We start from the raw sequence: 15,350 nt of genomic DNA on the forward strand, positions 1-15,350 counted from the left end.
AGCTGTGTCGCCCGCCGCGAGGATCGCTTTGACGGCGGCGATGCCGAGCGGCTTGTGTACTCCGTCGGTGCTCAGCAGCAGCCTGCCCGTGCTCGAGCCGGTGACCGCGTACCCGATATCCTCCGGCCGGACGGTGCGCGCCGAGGTGGTGACCAGATGACCCATTCGCGGCGTGGGAACCAGCCCGCGGGCTCGGTACAGTTCGGCGACGGTGTGGTCGGTGGTGATCTGGTGCAATACGCGCCCGTTCCAGCGATACGCGCGGCAGTCGCCGACCCAGGCGACTTCACCGGGCCCGTCGGGTCGACCGGCGGTGGGCAGCACCGCCACCACGAGCACACTGTCGGCCGAGGGTTCCGGTACCTCCCGCAGCAGTCGCTCCTGCGCCGCGAGAATCCCCGCTCGCGCCCCGTCGCGAGCCGCGGCGCGTGCCGCCGCGGCGGCTACCGTGCGTGCCGCCCGGGCGCCGAGCAGATGATCTCCGATGCCGTCGGCGACGGCGTACGCCGTCGCTCCGGTCGCCGCGTTCGTCTCGATGGCGACCGCGTCGGCGTTGATGGATCGGGACGAACGCCGGGTGGCCGTAGCTCCCGTGGCGGCGCCCAGCCACGACGTATCGATCCGCGGCATGCTCGCGGTGGTACCGGTGTGCATGGGGCTGGTCTCCTCGGGCTGGGGTCTGCGTGCTGCCGATCGGCGCCCTTCAAGGACACCGCCTCAGTATTTGGTCTTCGCGAGAGCCAGCCGTGTGAACGCTGAGAATTCGCTCTCGATCAGGTCACGGCCGGCGACGCGGTTCGCCGCTCGCGTGTGCCGGAAATTCACCGTTGCGTGCCGTTATCGCGGCGCATTAATCGATCACCGCTGTATCTTGTGCCGCACTCCACGCATCGAAACGCATTTCGCAACATTGTTTCCGCGTTCTGGCAATCAATCGGCTGACTGAGCGTTGCTCGGCACATTTACGTTCTCCGGCTGTGAAGCATGGACGTACGCAGCGAATGAAGCACCGATGCCGTCCTCCATCCGCTGGGCAAGGCCGGGCCGAGTCGAGCGTTCTGCCGAATACCTCGACGGCCGCAAACTCGGAGCGGTCCGGCTCGCTACCTCCCAGCGCGGTTGCGTGACCCGTGCGCAGCTGCCCGCAACCGGTGCTCTCGCAGCCGGAAGGCATCCCTTACAGCCCTTACAGCCGATTCGACGCGCCGGTTCCAACTCCCGGATGGATCCGGCGGCGCACAACTTCGCACGCCGCCCCGAGCGGGTCGCAGGCGTGTCCCGGAAATGGAGCACTACGTGGTCGTCGGTCCCGCCCAGGACGCTTCCCTACGCTTCGCGCCGCGGCTGATCCCGCCACGCGCGAGTGTGCCCACCTCGCTTCTCGTGGTCGGCGCGATGATCAGCATCCAGCTCGGCGCGGTGATCGCCAAGCACATGTTCACCCTCGCCTCGCCCGTGACGGTGGCGTGTGCCCGGATCGTGCTGGCGGGGTCGTTCGCCATGCTGCTGTGGCGACCCGCGCTGCGGATCGAGCGCACAGCGCTGCTTCCCGTCGCCGGACTGGGTGTGGCCATCGCGGGCATGAACCTGTGCTTCTACGCGGCACTGGATCGTATTCCCCTGGGCATGGCGGTGACGATCGACTTCATCGGTCCGCTCACCATCGCCCTGATCGGATCACGACGCACGCGTGACGCGCTGTGGGTGGCGCTCGCCGGAGCGGGTGTGCTGTTGCTGGTCGACAGCGACGGGCCGGTGTCCTGGAGCGGTGTGCTGTTCGCGGTGGCAGCCGGTGCCGGATGGGGCGCCTACATCGCGTGCGGCGCCGTGGTCGGCAGGCATACCGCCGGGCACGACGGCTTGGCGTTGGCCATGGGTCTGGGCGGGCTGCTCGCCTTACCGGTGGTAGTCGCGAATGGCGCTGAGGCGCTGGCGAATCCGATATTCCTGCTGGGGGCCGCGGGGTTGGCCCTGCTCTCTTCGCTGGTGCCGCACGCCATCGAGATGGCGGCCCTGCGCCGGATCACTCCCGCGGCGTTCGGCGTCATGATGAGCTTGGAGCCCGCGGTGGCCGCTGGCGTCGGACTGCTCCTGCTCGGCGAGGACCTGTGGGTGGCGCAATGGCTCGGCATCGGCTTGGTGGTCCTGGCATGCGCCGGAACGGCTCGCGGCGCCCGTGACGACGGCTCGGACGGCCGCGCGGCCCACCGCGCTGAAATGGCGGTGTCGAGCACCGTAGACAGAGCCATATGAGTTTTTCGTCCGCCGAAATCGCCGCATGTTTCCGTCGCCACTGCCGACGCCCGTTATGACTAGGCATAATGCATTCGCCGAAGCGGGTTTTCGATAGTGCGCCGAGGTGTCGGTGACCTAGACAACATCCGAAACTCCGTGGAATTCACCGCCCTACCGGCGGGTACGTGATCGAATGCTCAACAACTGTCGTCTCGTACCCGCTGTGCTGCGCGTGGGTCCAGGAATCCAGGAGGTTGTGACTGTGGTCGACGCCAGCGTGCCCACGCTGCGTCCGTCCGAGCTGGAAAGGTTGGCTCAGCTCGACGAACACAACGAACTCTCCGCCGAACACGTGCGATCGACCTCGCAGCGGCTGGGGGTACCGGAGGAGAACTTGTGGCGTTGGCTGACCGACCGCCGCGACGCCTCCGCGCCCACCACGCGGCTCGACGTCCCCGAACCTCCGACCAGGCAGGTCGGATACGGGCAGAGCGGCCACCGGCCCTCGCGCATCATCACCCTGGCCGAAGCGCTCGGGGGCGAGTCGCTGCCGCAGATTCCCGATGGCGACGTCACCACCTTCCGTGCCGATGCCTACCGGAGCTTGCCGCCGGCGGAGTTCGCGCGCATCGACGCCGTCTACACCGACGGGATCCAGACGACCTGCCAGTGGCTGGCCGCGCACACCGGGCAGCCGTGCCGTCACGACCTGAACCAGAACGGCGGCGGGAGCTGGCTCGGCCCCCGTGGGGCGGGCCTGGCCGAATACATGCTCGCGGTGCTGCAACCGCGCCTCGCCACGCCGGATCGGTTCCACCACGGCCATGGCGCCGGTCTGGTGGACGAGTGGAACGACATCCTGAGTCTGTACCGGTTCCTCGGGGGGCTGGTCGCCGACAGCCCTAGTCGCGGACACACCATCACCCGCCTGCGGGGGGCGCAAGCGGCGTTCCTGCTGCACGGTCTGCGACTGGACCTGCCGCCGGACCTGGCGTACTCGGTCGGGCCCGGGCTGACGACGGTGCCGGTGGATCACGAGGTCGTCGCCCGGATCCGCGCCCGGACCGCCGATCCGGTCGACGCGGCGGCGATCACCACCGCGCTGTTCACCGGGGCCACCGCGATGGAACTCAACGCCATCCCCTGCGTCGCGCTCACCGCGGACGCGCTGATCTTCAACGGCCCGATCGGCTACACCCATGCGCCCGACCTGTACGTGTGGGTGGTGCCGCCGGTGGCGCGCCCGTTGCTCTACGAAGCCCGCGCCTACCAGGAATCACGCGCCACACCCAACACCAAACTGTTCGCGGGGGCCATCGGCGGAGCCGGCTTCCGCCTGCGCAGGCTCGCGGCCGCGTGCGAGGTGAGTCTGCCGGATCTCTACCACTGGCACCACAGCTGGATCCGCCACGCGGGTCTGCTCCGGATGTCCGAACAACCCACTCCGGTCCGCAATACCGATCTGCTCTTCGGGATGAAGCTCGCGCCCCGGCCGCGCCGCCGCCGCGCACGTTGAGCGGGACGCCCGGCGAACCGAGTGGCAGGGGCACCGGTGGCGACCCGAACCGGTCTCGGTGCGGAGCGCGCGGTCAGCCCACGTCGTCGAGCAGATGCCGGGGCGCGGCCTGGCGCCAGGAGTCGAGCACGATGGCTTCCAATTCGTCCCGGTCGTCCAGGGCGGTCAGACGCGCGCGGACCCAGGCGTTGTTCGCTTCGTGGGTGGCGATCCAGAACTTGCCCGGTTCGGCGGCGACGAGTTCGTCGCGGTCGGCGATGGGACACCGGACCGCCATCGAGGTCTCCGCCTCGGGAAGGGTGAGGAACAGCTTGCCGGCGACCCGGAAGGTCGGCATGCCCCAGGTGAATTGTTCGGACGTCTCCGGCAGCGAAAGCGCGAACGTTCGGACATCGTCCCCGGTGAAACTCATGCGCCGAATCCTTCCAGGCCACAGTGACACATCCGGACGCGGCCGAGGGCGTAGCGGGGCGCCCGGACAGTGATCGAGAGGGCACCGTCCCGACGTGCACCGTCCGTGCCTTGCGATCTGCCTGGAGCCTGCGCGGCATGGGTAATTCGACCTTCCGTTTTCCTGTCCCGGGACTGGGTATGCGCCCTGCAGAACGTCCGCGGTCGGAGGAGTTGCGGGCATGGAGTGGTTCACGGCGACCGAATATTGGCTGAGCAGACAGGTGCTGACCCGTGGTGTCGCGGCCGTCTACTTGATCGCCTTCGTCGTCGCCGCCCGGCAATTCCGCGCGCTGCTGGGAGAACAGGGCATGTTGCCGGTGCCGCGGTGGCTGGCCCGTCGGTCCTTCCGGCAGACGCCGAGTGTTTTCCATTTCCACTACTCCGATCGCTTCTTCGCCGCCGTGTGCTGGATCGGCGCGGCGTTGTCCGCGGCGATGCTGGCGGGCGCGGCCGACTCGGTGCCGCTGTGGGCGGCGATGCTGCTGTGGGCGAGCTTGTGGGTGCTCTACCTGTCGATCGTCAACGTGGGCCAGGAATGGTATGCGTTCGGCTGGGAATCGCTGCTGCTGGAATGCGGGTTCCTCGTGATCTTTCTCGGCAACGACCGGACCGCGCCACCGCTCCTCGTGCTTGTTCTCGCGCGCTGGCTGCTGTTCCGTGTCGAGTTCGGCGCCGGACTGATCAAATTGCGCGGCGACTCTTGCTGGCGTGATCTGACCTGCCTCTATTACCACCACGAGACGCAGCCGATGCCCGGGCCGCTGAGCTGGTTGTTCCACCACCTGCCCAAGCCGCTGCACCGGGCCGAGGTGGCGGGCAACCACTTCGCCCAGCTCGTCGTGCCTTTCGGGTTGTTCGCACCGCAACCGGTGGCGAGCATCGCGGCGGCCGTCGTCATCGTCACGCAGTTGTGGCTGGTGCTGTCGGGCAATTTCGCCTGGCTGAACTGGCTGACGATCGTGCTGGCCTGCGGTGTGATCAGCGGACCCGCGGCGTCGGCGGTGCTGCCGGTGCCCACCGCGCCGTCCCTGCCGGGATCGCCGCCGTGGTTCGTCGCCCTGGTCATCGCGTTCACCGTGCTGGTGGTCCTTCGCAGCTACCGGCCCGCGCGCAATCTGCTCTCCAGCCACCAAGCCATGAACCGATCGTTCGATCCCTACCACTTGGTCAACACCTACGGAGCGTTCGGCAGCATCGGCCGCACCCGTTTCGAAGTGGTCGTCGAAGGCACCGACGACGCCACTGTCACCGACCGGACGCAGTGGAAGGAATACGAATTCAAAGGCAAACCCGGCGATCCCCGCCGGTTGCCACGTCAGTTCGCGCCGTACCACCTGCGGCTGGACTGGCTGATGTGGTTCGCCGCCGCCTCACCGCGGTACGCACAGCCGTGGTTGATCCCCTTCCTCACCCGACTGCTGGAAAACGACCGGGCCACCCTGCGCCTGCTACGGCACAATCCCTTCTCCGAAGTCGCGCCGCGCTTCGTCCGCGCGCAACTGTATCTGTACCGCTTCACCACACCCCGCGAGCTGGTGCGCAGCGGGGCGTGGTGGCACCGCACACTGGTGAGCCCCTACCTGCCGCCCATTTCCCTCGACGACCTGCGCTATCGCAAGCACGCCCGGCCGCAATGACATTCGCGGCCGTCGAGCGAACGCGGCCAGGATGCGGTCGCGCGGTCGGAGGCGGTGGGATTCGCCACAGTGACGCAGCGACGATCCGCGGCGAATCCGGGTATGCGACCGAGTGACGCAACCGACCGAAGGAGGATGCATGTCCATTTCGGCCTCGCGCTCGCAGTCTCGCGCCGACCGACGCAGGGACAGTGGTGGTTCCGGCACCGAGGGCCCCATCGAAATGACCGTCGCGGCATGGATCTTGATGCTGATCGCGCTGAGCATCGCACTGGTACTGCTGTAAGACACCGCCCCGCGGCGTGCTGTGCTGCCGCTAGGCCGAAGGTGCGGCAGCGCAGCCCGTCCGGGTGGACGAGGAGAAGGAGTTCCAACCCCGTGGAGGAAGTACTACGGCCGCTCATCGTCGTGTTCGGTACGGTCGCGATCACCGTTCTCACCGGTCTGCTGATAGATCGACTCTTGCGGTACAGCGCTCGCAGACGTCCCGGTACCCAGCTTCCCACCCTGTTGCGCCGGGTGCAGTCGCCCGTGCAAGTGTTACTCGGCTCGCTGGCATTGCACGCCACTTACCCACTGGCGCAACTCGATCTACCCCAAGACGCGATGATCCGGACCGTCTTGGCCACTGCCGCGATCATGGCGGCGGTATGGCTGGTCATCCGCGCCGCCGACGCGTTCGCGGAGAACATGCTGCGTTCCTATGCCCGGCGCACACAGGAGGTCACGCGGGTGCGGCAGTTGCGCACCCAGCTCGGGCTGGTGCGCCGCATCGTCACCTCGGTCCTGGTGGTCACGACCGCCGCGGTGGCGATCCTGCTGCTGTTCCCGACCATGCGGACCCTCGGCACCTCGCTGCTGGCCTCGGCCGGGGTGATCGGCATCATCGCCGGTGTCGCCGCGCAGTCGACCTTGAGCAATCTGATCGCGGGTTTGCAGATCGCGTTCGGTGACTCGGTGAAGATCGGGGACACCGTTGTCGTGGAGGGGGAGTGGGGCATCGTCGAGGAGATCACCTTGGCGTTCCTGACCGTGCGGATCTGGGACGACCGGAGGCTGACCATGCCGGTCTCCTACTTCAACAACAAGCCGTACGAGAACTGGTCGCGCGGCGGCCCGGAGATCACGGGCACGGTCTTCTTGTACCTGGATCACAGCACTCCGGTGCCGCTGCTGCGCGAACATCTGGGGGATTATCTGCGCGAGCGCGCGGACTGGGACGGACGCGACTGGGGCTTGGTGGTCACCGACAGTACGCCCACGAATATCGTGGTGCGCGCGACGATGTCGGCGGCCAATGCCGACGACGTCTGGAACTTGCGCTGCGCGGTGCGCGAGGAGTTGCTCGACTGGCTCGGCCGCGAACATCCGTACGCCCTGCCGAAGATCGCCACCGCGATCACCGAGCCCGCCACCGGTGAACGCCCCTTGGCGCTGACAGGCAGCCGTTCCGGCGACGACGGCGACGGATAGCATCAGGTCATCGTGTTCCGGCCGGACGGAGGCTGACGGCCACCAGGAGCTGAGGGTCAGCGCGTTTGCGCCGACCGAGGCCGACAGGTGACTGAGATGGACGGGTCAGTGCTTCGGGAGCGTATGCAGGGTCACCGCGCTCAGTTGCCCCGCCCGTACCTGCGCGGTCAGATACGTGTGCTCCGGTTGCCTGCGCCGATCTGTCGGCGAGCCGGGGTTGAGCAGGCGCAAGCCGGTGCCGGTGACGCTGTCCCAGGGGATGTGGCTGTGCCCGAAGACGAGTACGTCGGTGTCCGGGAAGCGCCGGGCACAGCGTTCCTCCCGGCCCTTCGCTGATCCGGTCTCGTGCACCACCGCCAGCCTCAGTCCGTCGAGTTCGGCGTGGGCGATCTCGGGCAGTCGTGCGCGGAGTTCCGGACCGTCGTTGTTGCCGCATACGCCGATGAGGCGTGCGCTGCGCGCTTCGAGCCGGTCCAGCAGGGCGAGTTCCACCCAGTCGCCCGCGTGCACCACCACGTCGGCCGCGTCGACCTCGCGCCAGAGCGTCTCCGGCAGATCCCGCGCCCGCTTGGGCACGTGCGTATCGGCGATGATGAGCAATCGCATGGTGACGGTGTACCACGCCGGAGAGTCCGGTCTCGGTCTCCGCGCGCAGTGCCGTTTCGGCCGGGGCGGGATTATCCCGGCTGACCGGCTGGAAGCATGGCGCTATCGTTGAGTGATATCAATCACACCTCCTGGGCGGCTCGGTCGAGATTGGACGCCCGACGGTGGGTATGTCCCGGCGTGACGGTGACGCGACGCGGCGCACCGGTGCGACAGTTTCCATCGCGTAGTCCGGGAGGGCCTGTGTCTTCGATGCTTTCGTTTCTCATGCTGATGCTCATGCTGCCGGGGATGGCGACTGTCGCGGCGTACGCGACGGTGGCGGTCAGCGTGTGGCTCGAGGAGCGTCGTGAGGCCGGCGACTCCGCAGTGCGCCTGGAAGCCCGCCGCTCGTAGGAACCGCCAGGTCGAGAGCCCTCGCCAGGCGCTGTCGCCACCTGCCCCGCCGCGGTTCGGCGGTCCAGTCGATACCCGCGGCCACGGCGAAAGCCGACGCGTCCCCGGCGGTTGTCGTCTTCGGGTTGTTCCGCGCCCAGCCGGTGAAGGCCGTGGTGAACTCGCCGTCGCAGGCGTGCACCAAGAGCGGGAAACGGCGCGCGACCTCACCGGCCCGCTTGGACAGCAGCGCGTTCGCCGCCGCGCCGACGGCGTCGGCGTCGAATCCCACGGGTACCGCGGCTCCCGCGACCAGTGCGCGCACCAGCGCCGCCTGCCGCTCGGCCAGCGTCGCCGCCTCCGGTGGCCGCGCCGGTCCGGACATCGTGCTCACGCCCGCGCCACCCCGGCGCGGGCGGTGATCGGCGGCCGCGCGGCGGCAGCCGCGATGGCGTCCAATTCGTCGAGCAGTTCGGACGCGGGCGGGAAGTTGCCGTCGCGCTCCAGCATCAACGGCGCCGGGTGCGTCGCGGCGAATTCCGCGACCATCGCGAGGACTTCGGCGGGGAGCGGGTCGGTGTGGGTGTCGTGATAACGGCCGCCGGATTCGTGACCGCCCGCCACATGGCAGTAGGCCACGTGTTCGGCGGGCAGGCGCGTGAGTTCCGCGCGTGGGTCGCGTCCCCCGTTGCGCGCGTTCGCGTAGACGTTGGCGAGATCGAGCAGCAGCAGAACACCGGTGCGTTCGACGAGTTCGCACAGGAACTCCGCTTCGGTGTACTCGTCGTCGGGCCAGTCGAACAGGGTGGCGATGTTCTCCACCGCCAGCGGAACGTCCAGAGCCGCCGTGGTCCGGGCGATATTGGCGGTGAGCGCGTCCAGCGCTTCCCGCGTCCGCGGCACCGGGAGCAGGTGACCGGCTTCCAGACCGCCCGCTCGGACGAAAGCGACGTGTTCACTCACCAGCGGCGCGGCGACGGCCGCGGCGCATGCCGCCAGATGCTCGACGCGATGTCCGGCGACCGGCTCCGCGCCACCGAGGGACAGGGAAATGCCGTGTGGCACCACGGCGACGCCGCGCGCACGCAATGCCGCCAGTTCCCCGGGGACGGTGACCCGCCCGGCGCGGCGGGGGTCTCCGGGCAACGACTCGGCGATGACCTCGCAGAACCCGAGCCCCGGCAGTTCCGCGATCACTCCGCAGATCTCGGGCCGCCAACCGATGCCGAGGGCATTCGGCGGCAGCGGCCCGGACCACTCAGCCACCGCAACCTCCGCAGCCGCCGCAGCCCCCTCCGCCTCCGCCTCCGTCGCCGCCGCCGTCGCCACCGCCTCCCGACGAATTCGGCGGCGCGACCGCCTGGGCCAGTCCGGGATCCAGCGCGATCAACGCGCCGATGCCGAAGACGGCCGCCGCGAGCGCCGCGCTCTCGGCGCCGTAGGTCGCGTAGGAAGGCGAATTGTTCGGCCGCAGATGCCCGTTGCGTTGCTTCGCGGCGTCGCGAGCCCGGACGCCGAGCGCGGTCAGCCGGGGCGTGCGCACCACCAGCCAGTAACAGATCGCCTGCGCGACCACCAGTGCGACCAGCAGGCCCACCGGGTTGCCGTGCGAGGCGCCCGCGATGACGCGCACCACGCCCAGCGCGCCGGTGACCAGGATCGGCATTCCCGCGTCACGCAGGCTGTGGCGCAGCGCGGGCCCCGGGAGATACCCGAGGTCGATCATCCTGGTGCGCAGGGCCTCGACGGCGCCGGCCGATCCGTCGACGATCGCGTCGACGGTCTTGCGCGAGCCGAATTGGAGCCGGTCGTACACCAGCACCGTGAAGGGGTCCAGTCGCGTGCGCTCCTGCGCGGTGAGCGCGCGAATCGGCGCGGCCGCCGAATCGATCGCCTCGATACCGCGCAACCGTGCCATCGCGGCCAGCGCGGCGTTCCGGTCGCCGAACAGCATTCCCACTTCGGGTAACGTCAACTCCGCTCCCGGTGCGGCGATCGCGTCGGACTCCGGGTCCGCGCGAGTCACCCGCGACCGCAGCCAGAATCCGGCGAGCACCGCTACGAGTACCAGCGGCACGTAGAAGGCCAGGAATTCCGTCCCGGAAATGCCCCAGGTAGCGCCGGCCGCGACAAGCCCATCCGAGCCCACCCCGTCGATCATGTTCATCTTCCACCTCGGAATAGGTCCAACCTGCCCTCAGTATCAGGCCGTATCGGTCGGCGCGCTATGCCGAATCGCCGCTGCGCGTACTTGTCGCCGCCTGTTCACGCCGACCCTCGGCCCCGGCCGAGGCCGAGCTGCTCGGAGACCATCAGGGCGACTTCGATCTCCAGCCGGTTGACCGTCAGCGGGTGGCCCAGCACTTCTTCGGCTCTGCGTATCCGATAGTGGACCGTGTTCTTGTGCACGTGCATGCGCGCCGCGGCGTCGGTGAGACTGCCGCGCGCGTCCAGATAGGTCTGCACCGTTTCGCGCAGGCGCGCGGTCGTCTCGTCGTCGCGCATGAGGTCGCCGAGCACGCGCCGCACCCACGCCTTCGTATCGGGCAGATGGTCGACCAGCAAACTCGCCAGCGCGACGCGGGAGTGCAGCGTCAGCGGACCGGTGGGACCGGCGACCGAGGCGAGGTTGCGAGCGAGCTGGGCATCGCGGAAAGTCTGCCGGAACCCGGCCAGTCCGGCTCCCGGATCGCCGATGGCGACGCGAATGCCGGGCTTACGGCGCAAGTCTCGCTCGAGCTGGCCGGCATCGAGCGACGGTTTGCCGGCCGAGGAGATCCAGCCCCAGCAATTCTGCTCGTCGACCGACACCATCAGCGGGTTCTTGCCGGTAGCGGCGGCGAGCATCGCGGCCCCGGCGCGCAGCAGGTCGGTGGTCGCCGGCGCGGGTGTGCCCACCCAGACGATGGCGGCCAGGTGCCATCCCCGCAAGGATGCGGCGAGCATCTGCTCGGCGGCGGCCAAGTCGAGGTCGGCGGTGTCGAGCACCGCGCGGATCTGCGCCGCGCGGGTGCTGTCCGAGCGCGCGTCCCAGCGACGGCGTTCGCTCTCGTAGATGTCGATGACGCCTTCGATGACCTGGTCGATATAGCTGTTGACCAGCAGAGCGATTCGGCCGGTGGTCTCCAGGGCCAGGTCGGAGCCGGCCTCGGAATGCCGCAGGATGGTGATGGTCTGCTGCATGAACATGTGCTCGCCCAGGCGGTACGCGCGCAGCAGGGCTTCCAGGGACATCCCGTGCTGGGCGAACCGCCGGGCGTATTCGGCGGCGGCGGGCGGCACGGTGATGTCGGAGCGGGAGATGCTCAGCATGAGCATGTCGAGGATCGCGGTGAGGTTGGACGCGGTGCTGGCGATCATCAGGCGCCGCACTTCCTCGTCGTGCCGGAATTCCGGGATCACCTCGGTGAACATCGCGGTCATCTCCGCGGTGAGCCGGTCGAGGTCGGCTTTGACGCGTCCGGCGACATCGCGGATGGTCCTGTCCACGTCAGCGCTCATGTCCGGACCGTACCGGAACCGGCGCGGCGGCTCGGGCGCATTCCGCATCCGTTTGTGCCACCGGTACAAAGCGGCGCGAAAACTCTGGGATGGGGGCCCGTAGCCCGTGCTCGATATCGGAATTACCTTGACTGTGTAATTCGCATCACACCGTATCAGGCGAGGCTATCGTGCAGCAGATTGTCGATTTACCGGATCATCGCGCCGCCCGGAATCCGTCCGGCGCATGCATTGCCGACGACCGCGCGGCGCTCGACAATGCGACTTTCGCGGAACGTGTCCGCTCGGCGGCGGCCGTTCTGTGCGCGCACGGAGTTCGGCAAGGCGGCGTCGTCGCTCTCGTCCTGCCGAACCGGCTGGAATTCGTCGTCGTCCTGTTCGCCGCGTGGCGGCTCGGTGCGGCCGTGACCCCGGTGAAGCCGGACGCCACCCTCGCCGAGATGCGCTACCAGGTCGAGGACTGCGCGGCCGAGGTGGTGGTGACCGAGGGCGGGCGCGCCGCGGGGACGCTCGACGTGGCCGAGGTGATTCGGCCCGGCGGTGCGCACGCCGTGCCGGACGCGGTGGCGTTCGATCCGGCCGCGCCGGCGTTGATCATCTACACCAGCGGCACCACCGGGCAGCCCAAAGGTGTTGTCCTCGACCACGCCAACGTGGCCGCGATGTGCGAGATGCTCGTCGAAATCCTGGCATTGGACGACACCGACCACAGTCTGCTGATCCTGCCGCTGTTCCACGTCAACGGCATCGTGGTGAGTGTGCTGTCGCCGCTGCTGGCCGGTGGCCGGGCGACGATCGCGGGCCGATTCTCGGCGTCGGCGTTCTTCGACGTGGTGGAGCGGGTTCGGCCGACGTACTTCTCGGCCGTCCCGGCCATCTACGCCATGCTGGTCGCGCAACCGGTGAGCCTGCGGCCGGACACCTCGTCGCTGCGCCGGGTGATCTGCGGGGCCGCGCCGATGCCCGCGGAATTGATCGCGCGGTTCGAAACTCGTTTCGGCGTACCGATCGTCGAAGGCTACGGACTGTCCGAAGGTACCTGCGCGTCCACGCTGAACCCGCCGACCGGTCCGCGCAAGCCGGGGACGGTCGGGTTGCCGCTGCCAGGGCAGACCGTGGCGATCATGGATGCCGACGGCGAACTGGTGGCCGACGGCGCCAGCGGGGAAGTGGTGATCCGGGGCGCCAACGTGATGCGCGGCTATCTGGGCAAGCCCGAGGCGACCGCGCGGACGGTGGTCGACGGCTGGCTGCACACCGGGGACGTCGGCTACTTCGACCAGGACGGATACCTCGTGCTGGTCGACCGGATCAAGGACATGATCATCCGGGGCGGCGAGAACATCTACCCGAAGGAGATCGAGAACGTCCTGCACACCCACCCTTCGGTATTGGAGGCGGCGGTGGTCGGGGCTCCCGATCCGGTTCTCGGCGAGGTACCGGTGGCGCATGTGGTGGCGATGCCCGACGCCGACGTCGGCGCCGCGGAACTGGCGCTGCACTGCCGGAAGTCGCTGGCCCGGACGAAGGTGCCGGTCTCGATCGAACTGGTGGAAGCGCTGCCGCGCAATCCGGTGGGGAAGATCGACAAACGAAAACTTCGCGCACTCGTGGCCGGGTTGGTCGCCAGCGCGTAGTGACGTCCGTTCCTCCTCGAGTGGAATTCTTCGAACTCCAACTTTTTCGCGGGTGCTGACCTGCGCTCGATTCACTGGATTAGAAAGGTCCGGCCAATGGGTTTCAAAACGGCGGATTTCCCGCCCGTGCATGTGGACGATTTTCTCGACCTGCCGCTGCGCGAGCGGATGAAGACGCTCGCCCTGCACTGGGTGGAATACGGTTTCGGATCACCGAAGATGATCCATACGATCTATCTGCTCAAGGTCGTGTTCGTCTCGGTGCTGGCCGGAGTCGCGCTGGCAACCTGGACTTCGGGCGTCGGCCCGTTCTGGGACGTCGCGGCGTGGTGGGACCAGCCGGTGGTCTATCAGAAGCTGGTGCTGTGGACGGTCCTGATCGAGGCCGTCGGCATCGCCGGATCGTGGGGCCCGCTCGCGGGCAAGTTCAAGCCGATGACCGGCGGAATCCTGTTCTACGCCCGTCCGGGCACCATCCGCCTGCGGCCCTGGCGGCGGGTGCCGTTCACCGGCGGTGACGAGCGCACGGTCTTCGACGTGCTGCTGTACCTGGCGTTCTTGGCGACCTTGCTGGCGGCGATCGTGCTGCCCGGCGTGCCGAGCGCCGCGTTGAGCGCGGCGCTGCCGGACAACACCTCCGGCTTGGTGAACCCGGCGCTGCTCGTCGCTCCGATCGTGCTGTACGTCCTGTGCGGCCTGCGGGACAAGACGATCTTCCTCACCGCGCGCGGCGAGCAGTACCTGCCCGCACTCGTCTTCTTCGCGGTGCTGCCGTTCGTCGACATGATCATCGCGGCCAAACTGCTGATCTGCGCGGTGTGGATCGGCGCGGGCGTGTCGAAGTTCGGACGGCATTTCAGCAACGTCGTGCCGCCGATGGTCTCCAACAGTCCCGGCGTGCCCGCCAAGTGGCTCAAGCGCCTGCACTACCGTGACTTCCCCCGGGACCTGCGCCCGTCGAAGGTCGCTTCGTTCCTGGCCCATGTCGGCGGCACCACCGTCGAGATCGTCACCCCGCTGGTGCTGCTGTTCTCCACCAACCACTGGCTGACCCTGGCGGGTGTGGTGCTGATGGTGGTGTTCCACGTCTTCATCATCTCCACCTTCCCGCTGGCGGTGCCGTTGGAATGGAACGTCCTGTTCGCCTACCTCACCGTCTTCCTGTTCCTGGGCTACCCCAACGGCGGCGGCTACGGACTCGGCGACATCTCCTCGCCATGGCTCGCCGTGGTGATCGTCGCGGCTCTGGCGTTCTTCCCCGTGCTCGGCAACCTGCGCCCGGACCTGGTGTCGTTCCTGCCGTCGATGCGGCAGTACGCGGGCAACTGGGCCTCGGCGTTGTGGGCCTTCGCGCCCGGTGCGGAGGTCAAGCTGAACACGATGCGGCGTCGTCCTACCGTGAACCAGGTCGATCAGCTGCGGGCCATGGGCTATCCGCCCGCGGTCGCGGAGATCACCATGCAGCAGACGATCGCGTGGCGCTCGATGCACAGCCAAGGACGCGGACTGTTCTCCCTGCTGTACAGGCACCTTCCGGACATCGATCGCTGGACCATCCGGGAAGCGGAGTTCGGCTGCAACTCGCTGATCGGTTTCAATTTCGGCGACGGCCATCTGCACAACCTCGACCTGATCAACGCGGTGCAATCCCGGATCGGGTTCGCGCCGGGCGAGTGGATCGTGGTCTGGGTGGAGTCGCAGCCGATCCACCGTGGCATCCAGCGGTATCAGGTCATCGACGCGGCGCTCGGTGTCGTCGAACGCGGCAGCTGGCGGGTGCGTGAGGCGGTCGAGGCGCAGCCCTGGCTGCCCGACGGCCCGATCCCGCACGAGGTGACATGGCGGCTGGCGGGTTACACCGTGCCGATGCCGCCCGACGGGTCGGCGCGAGAACTCACGCCGCAGACTGTCAGTTGA

Annotated in this window: 14 protein-coding genes; 7 read left to right on the top strand and 7 right to left on the bottom strand. The window is 68.4% G+C overall.

The window, feature by feature from the left end; translation table 11 throughout:
* Positions 1-654 (bottom strand): PP2C family protein-serine/threonine phosphatase (locus ON27_RS15275; RefSeq protein WP_051046626.1); only part of this gene is annotated, 654 nt, incomplete at its 3' end.
* Positions 655-1,296: 642 nt separating this feature from the next.
* Between ON27_RS15275 and ON27_RS15280 the strand changes: the two genes are divergently transcribed.
* Together ON27_RS15280 and ON27_RS15285 are read left to right on the top strand one after the other, a co-directional pair.
* Positions 1,297-2,253 (top strand): EamA family transporter, encoded by a 957-nt coding sequence (locus ON27_RS15280; RefSeq protein ID WP_245559963.1) that lies wholly within the window; start codon positions 1,297-1,299, stop codon positions 2,251-2,253.
* A gap of 238 nt (positions 2,254-2,491) precedes the next feature.
* Positions 2,492-3,751 carry a hypothetical protein gene (locus tag ON27_RS15285; RefSeq protein WP_157227197.1) on the top strand — a complete coding sequence of 420 codons (1,260 nt, stop codon included), beginning with the start codon at positions 2,492-2,494 and terminating at the stop codon, positions 3,749-3,751.
* 73 nt (positions 3,752-3,824) lie between these two features.
* On the opposite strand, the gene ON27_RS15290 is transcribed toward ON27_RS15285, so the two are convergent.
* Entirely contained in the window at positions 3,825-4,163 is a 339-nt protein-coding gene (locus tag ON27_RS15290) for an MmcQ/YjbR family DNA-binding protein (protein ID WP_043726613.1), read from the bottom strand.
* Between the two features lie 220 nt (positions 4,164-4,383).
* Between ON27_RS15290 and ON27_RS15295 the strand changes: the two genes are divergently transcribed.
* The 3 genes from ON27_RS15295 to ON27_RS15300 all read left to right on the top strand — a co-directional run bounded on the left by ON27_RS15295 (position 4,384) and on the right by ON27_RS15300 (position 7,314).
* On the top strand, positions 4,384-5,841 hold the full coding sequence (locus tag ON27_RS15295) for a lipase maturation factor family protein (protein WP_043726615.1): 1,458 nt from the start codon (positions 4,384-4,386) through the stop codon (positions 5,839-5,841).
* Positions 5,842-5,980: 139 nt separating this feature from the next.
* Complete coding sequence (locus tag ON27_RS42895; RefSeq protein ID WP_157227198.1) at positions 5,981-6,127, top strand: hypothetical protein; 147 nt, start codon at positions 5,981-5,983, stop codon at positions 6,125-6,127.
* A 92-nt stretch (positions 6,128-6,219) separates the two neighbouring features.
* The gene (locus tag ON27_RS15300; protein WP_043726617.1) at positions 6,220-7,314 is read left to right on the top strand and encodes a mechanosensitive ion channel family protein; all 1,095 of its coding nucleotides are present in this window, start codon (positions 6,220-6,222) and stop codon (positions 7,312-7,314) included.
* A 105-nt stretch (positions 7,315-7,419) separates the two neighbouring features.
* Here ON27_RS15300 and ON27_RS15305 read toward each other — a convergent pair whose 3' ends face one another.
* The 5 genes from ON27_RS15305 to ON27_RS15325 all read right to left on the bottom strand — a co-directional run bounded on the left by ON27_RS15305 (position 7,420) and on the right by ON27_RS15325 (position 11,796).
* Entirely contained in the window at positions 7,420-7,920 is a 501-nt protein-coding gene (locus ON27_RS15305) for a metallophosphoesterase family protein (protein WP_043726618.1), read from the bottom strand.
* Positions 7,921-8,245: 325 nt separating this feature from the next.
* Positions 8,246-8,680, bottom strand: a complete 435-nt coding sequence (locus tag ON27_RS42900) for an SCO6045 C-terminal-like domain-containing protein (RefSeq protein ID WP_157227200.1) — start codon at positions 8,678-8,680, stop codon at positions 8,246-8,248.
* 5 nt (positions 8,681-8,685) lie between these two features.
* On the bottom strand, positions 8,686-9,540 hold the full coding sequence (locus tag ON27_RS15315; protein ID WP_043726652.1) for an MbnB/TglH/ChrH family RiPP precursor modification enzyme: 855 nt from the start codon (positions 9,538-9,540) through the stop codon (positions 8,686-8,688).
* 13 nt (positions 9,541-9,553) lie between these two features.
* Positions 9,554-10,462, bottom strand: a complete 909-nt coding sequence (locus ON27_RS15320; protein WP_051046628.1) for a TIGR04222 domain-containing membrane protein — start codon at positions 10,460-10,462, stop codon at positions 9,554-9,556.
* A 98-nt stretch (positions 10,463-10,560) separates the two neighbouring features.
* A complete protein-coding gene (locus ON27_RS15325; RefSeq protein WP_043726657.1) occupies positions 10,561-11,796 on the bottom strand; it encodes a PucR family transcriptional regulator in 1,236 nt (411 codons plus the stop codon).
* A gap of 170 nt (positions 11,797-11,966) precedes the next feature.
* Between ON27_RS15325 and ON27_RS15330 the strand changes: the two genes are divergently transcribed.
* Positions 11,967-13,433: a class I adenylate-forming enzyme family protein gene (locus ON27_RS15330; RefSeq protein ID WP_043726620.1), complete on the top strand. Its 1,467-nt coding sequence runs from the start codon at positions 11,967-11,969 to the stop codon at positions 13,431-13,433.
* 96 nt (positions 13,434-13,529) lie between these two features.
* Positions 13,530-15,350: a DUF3556 domain-containing protein gene (locus tag ON27_RS15335; RefSeq protein ID WP_083887597.1), complete on the top strand. Its 1,821-nt coding sequence runs from the start codon at positions 13,530-13,532 to the stop codon at positions 15,348-15,350.

Source organism: Nocardia asiatica NBRC 100129, assembly GCF_000308415.1.
GTDB classification, from domain to species: domain Bacteria; phylum Actinomycetota; class Actinomycetes; order Mycobacteriales; family Mycobacteriaceae; genus Nocardia; species Nocardia asiatica.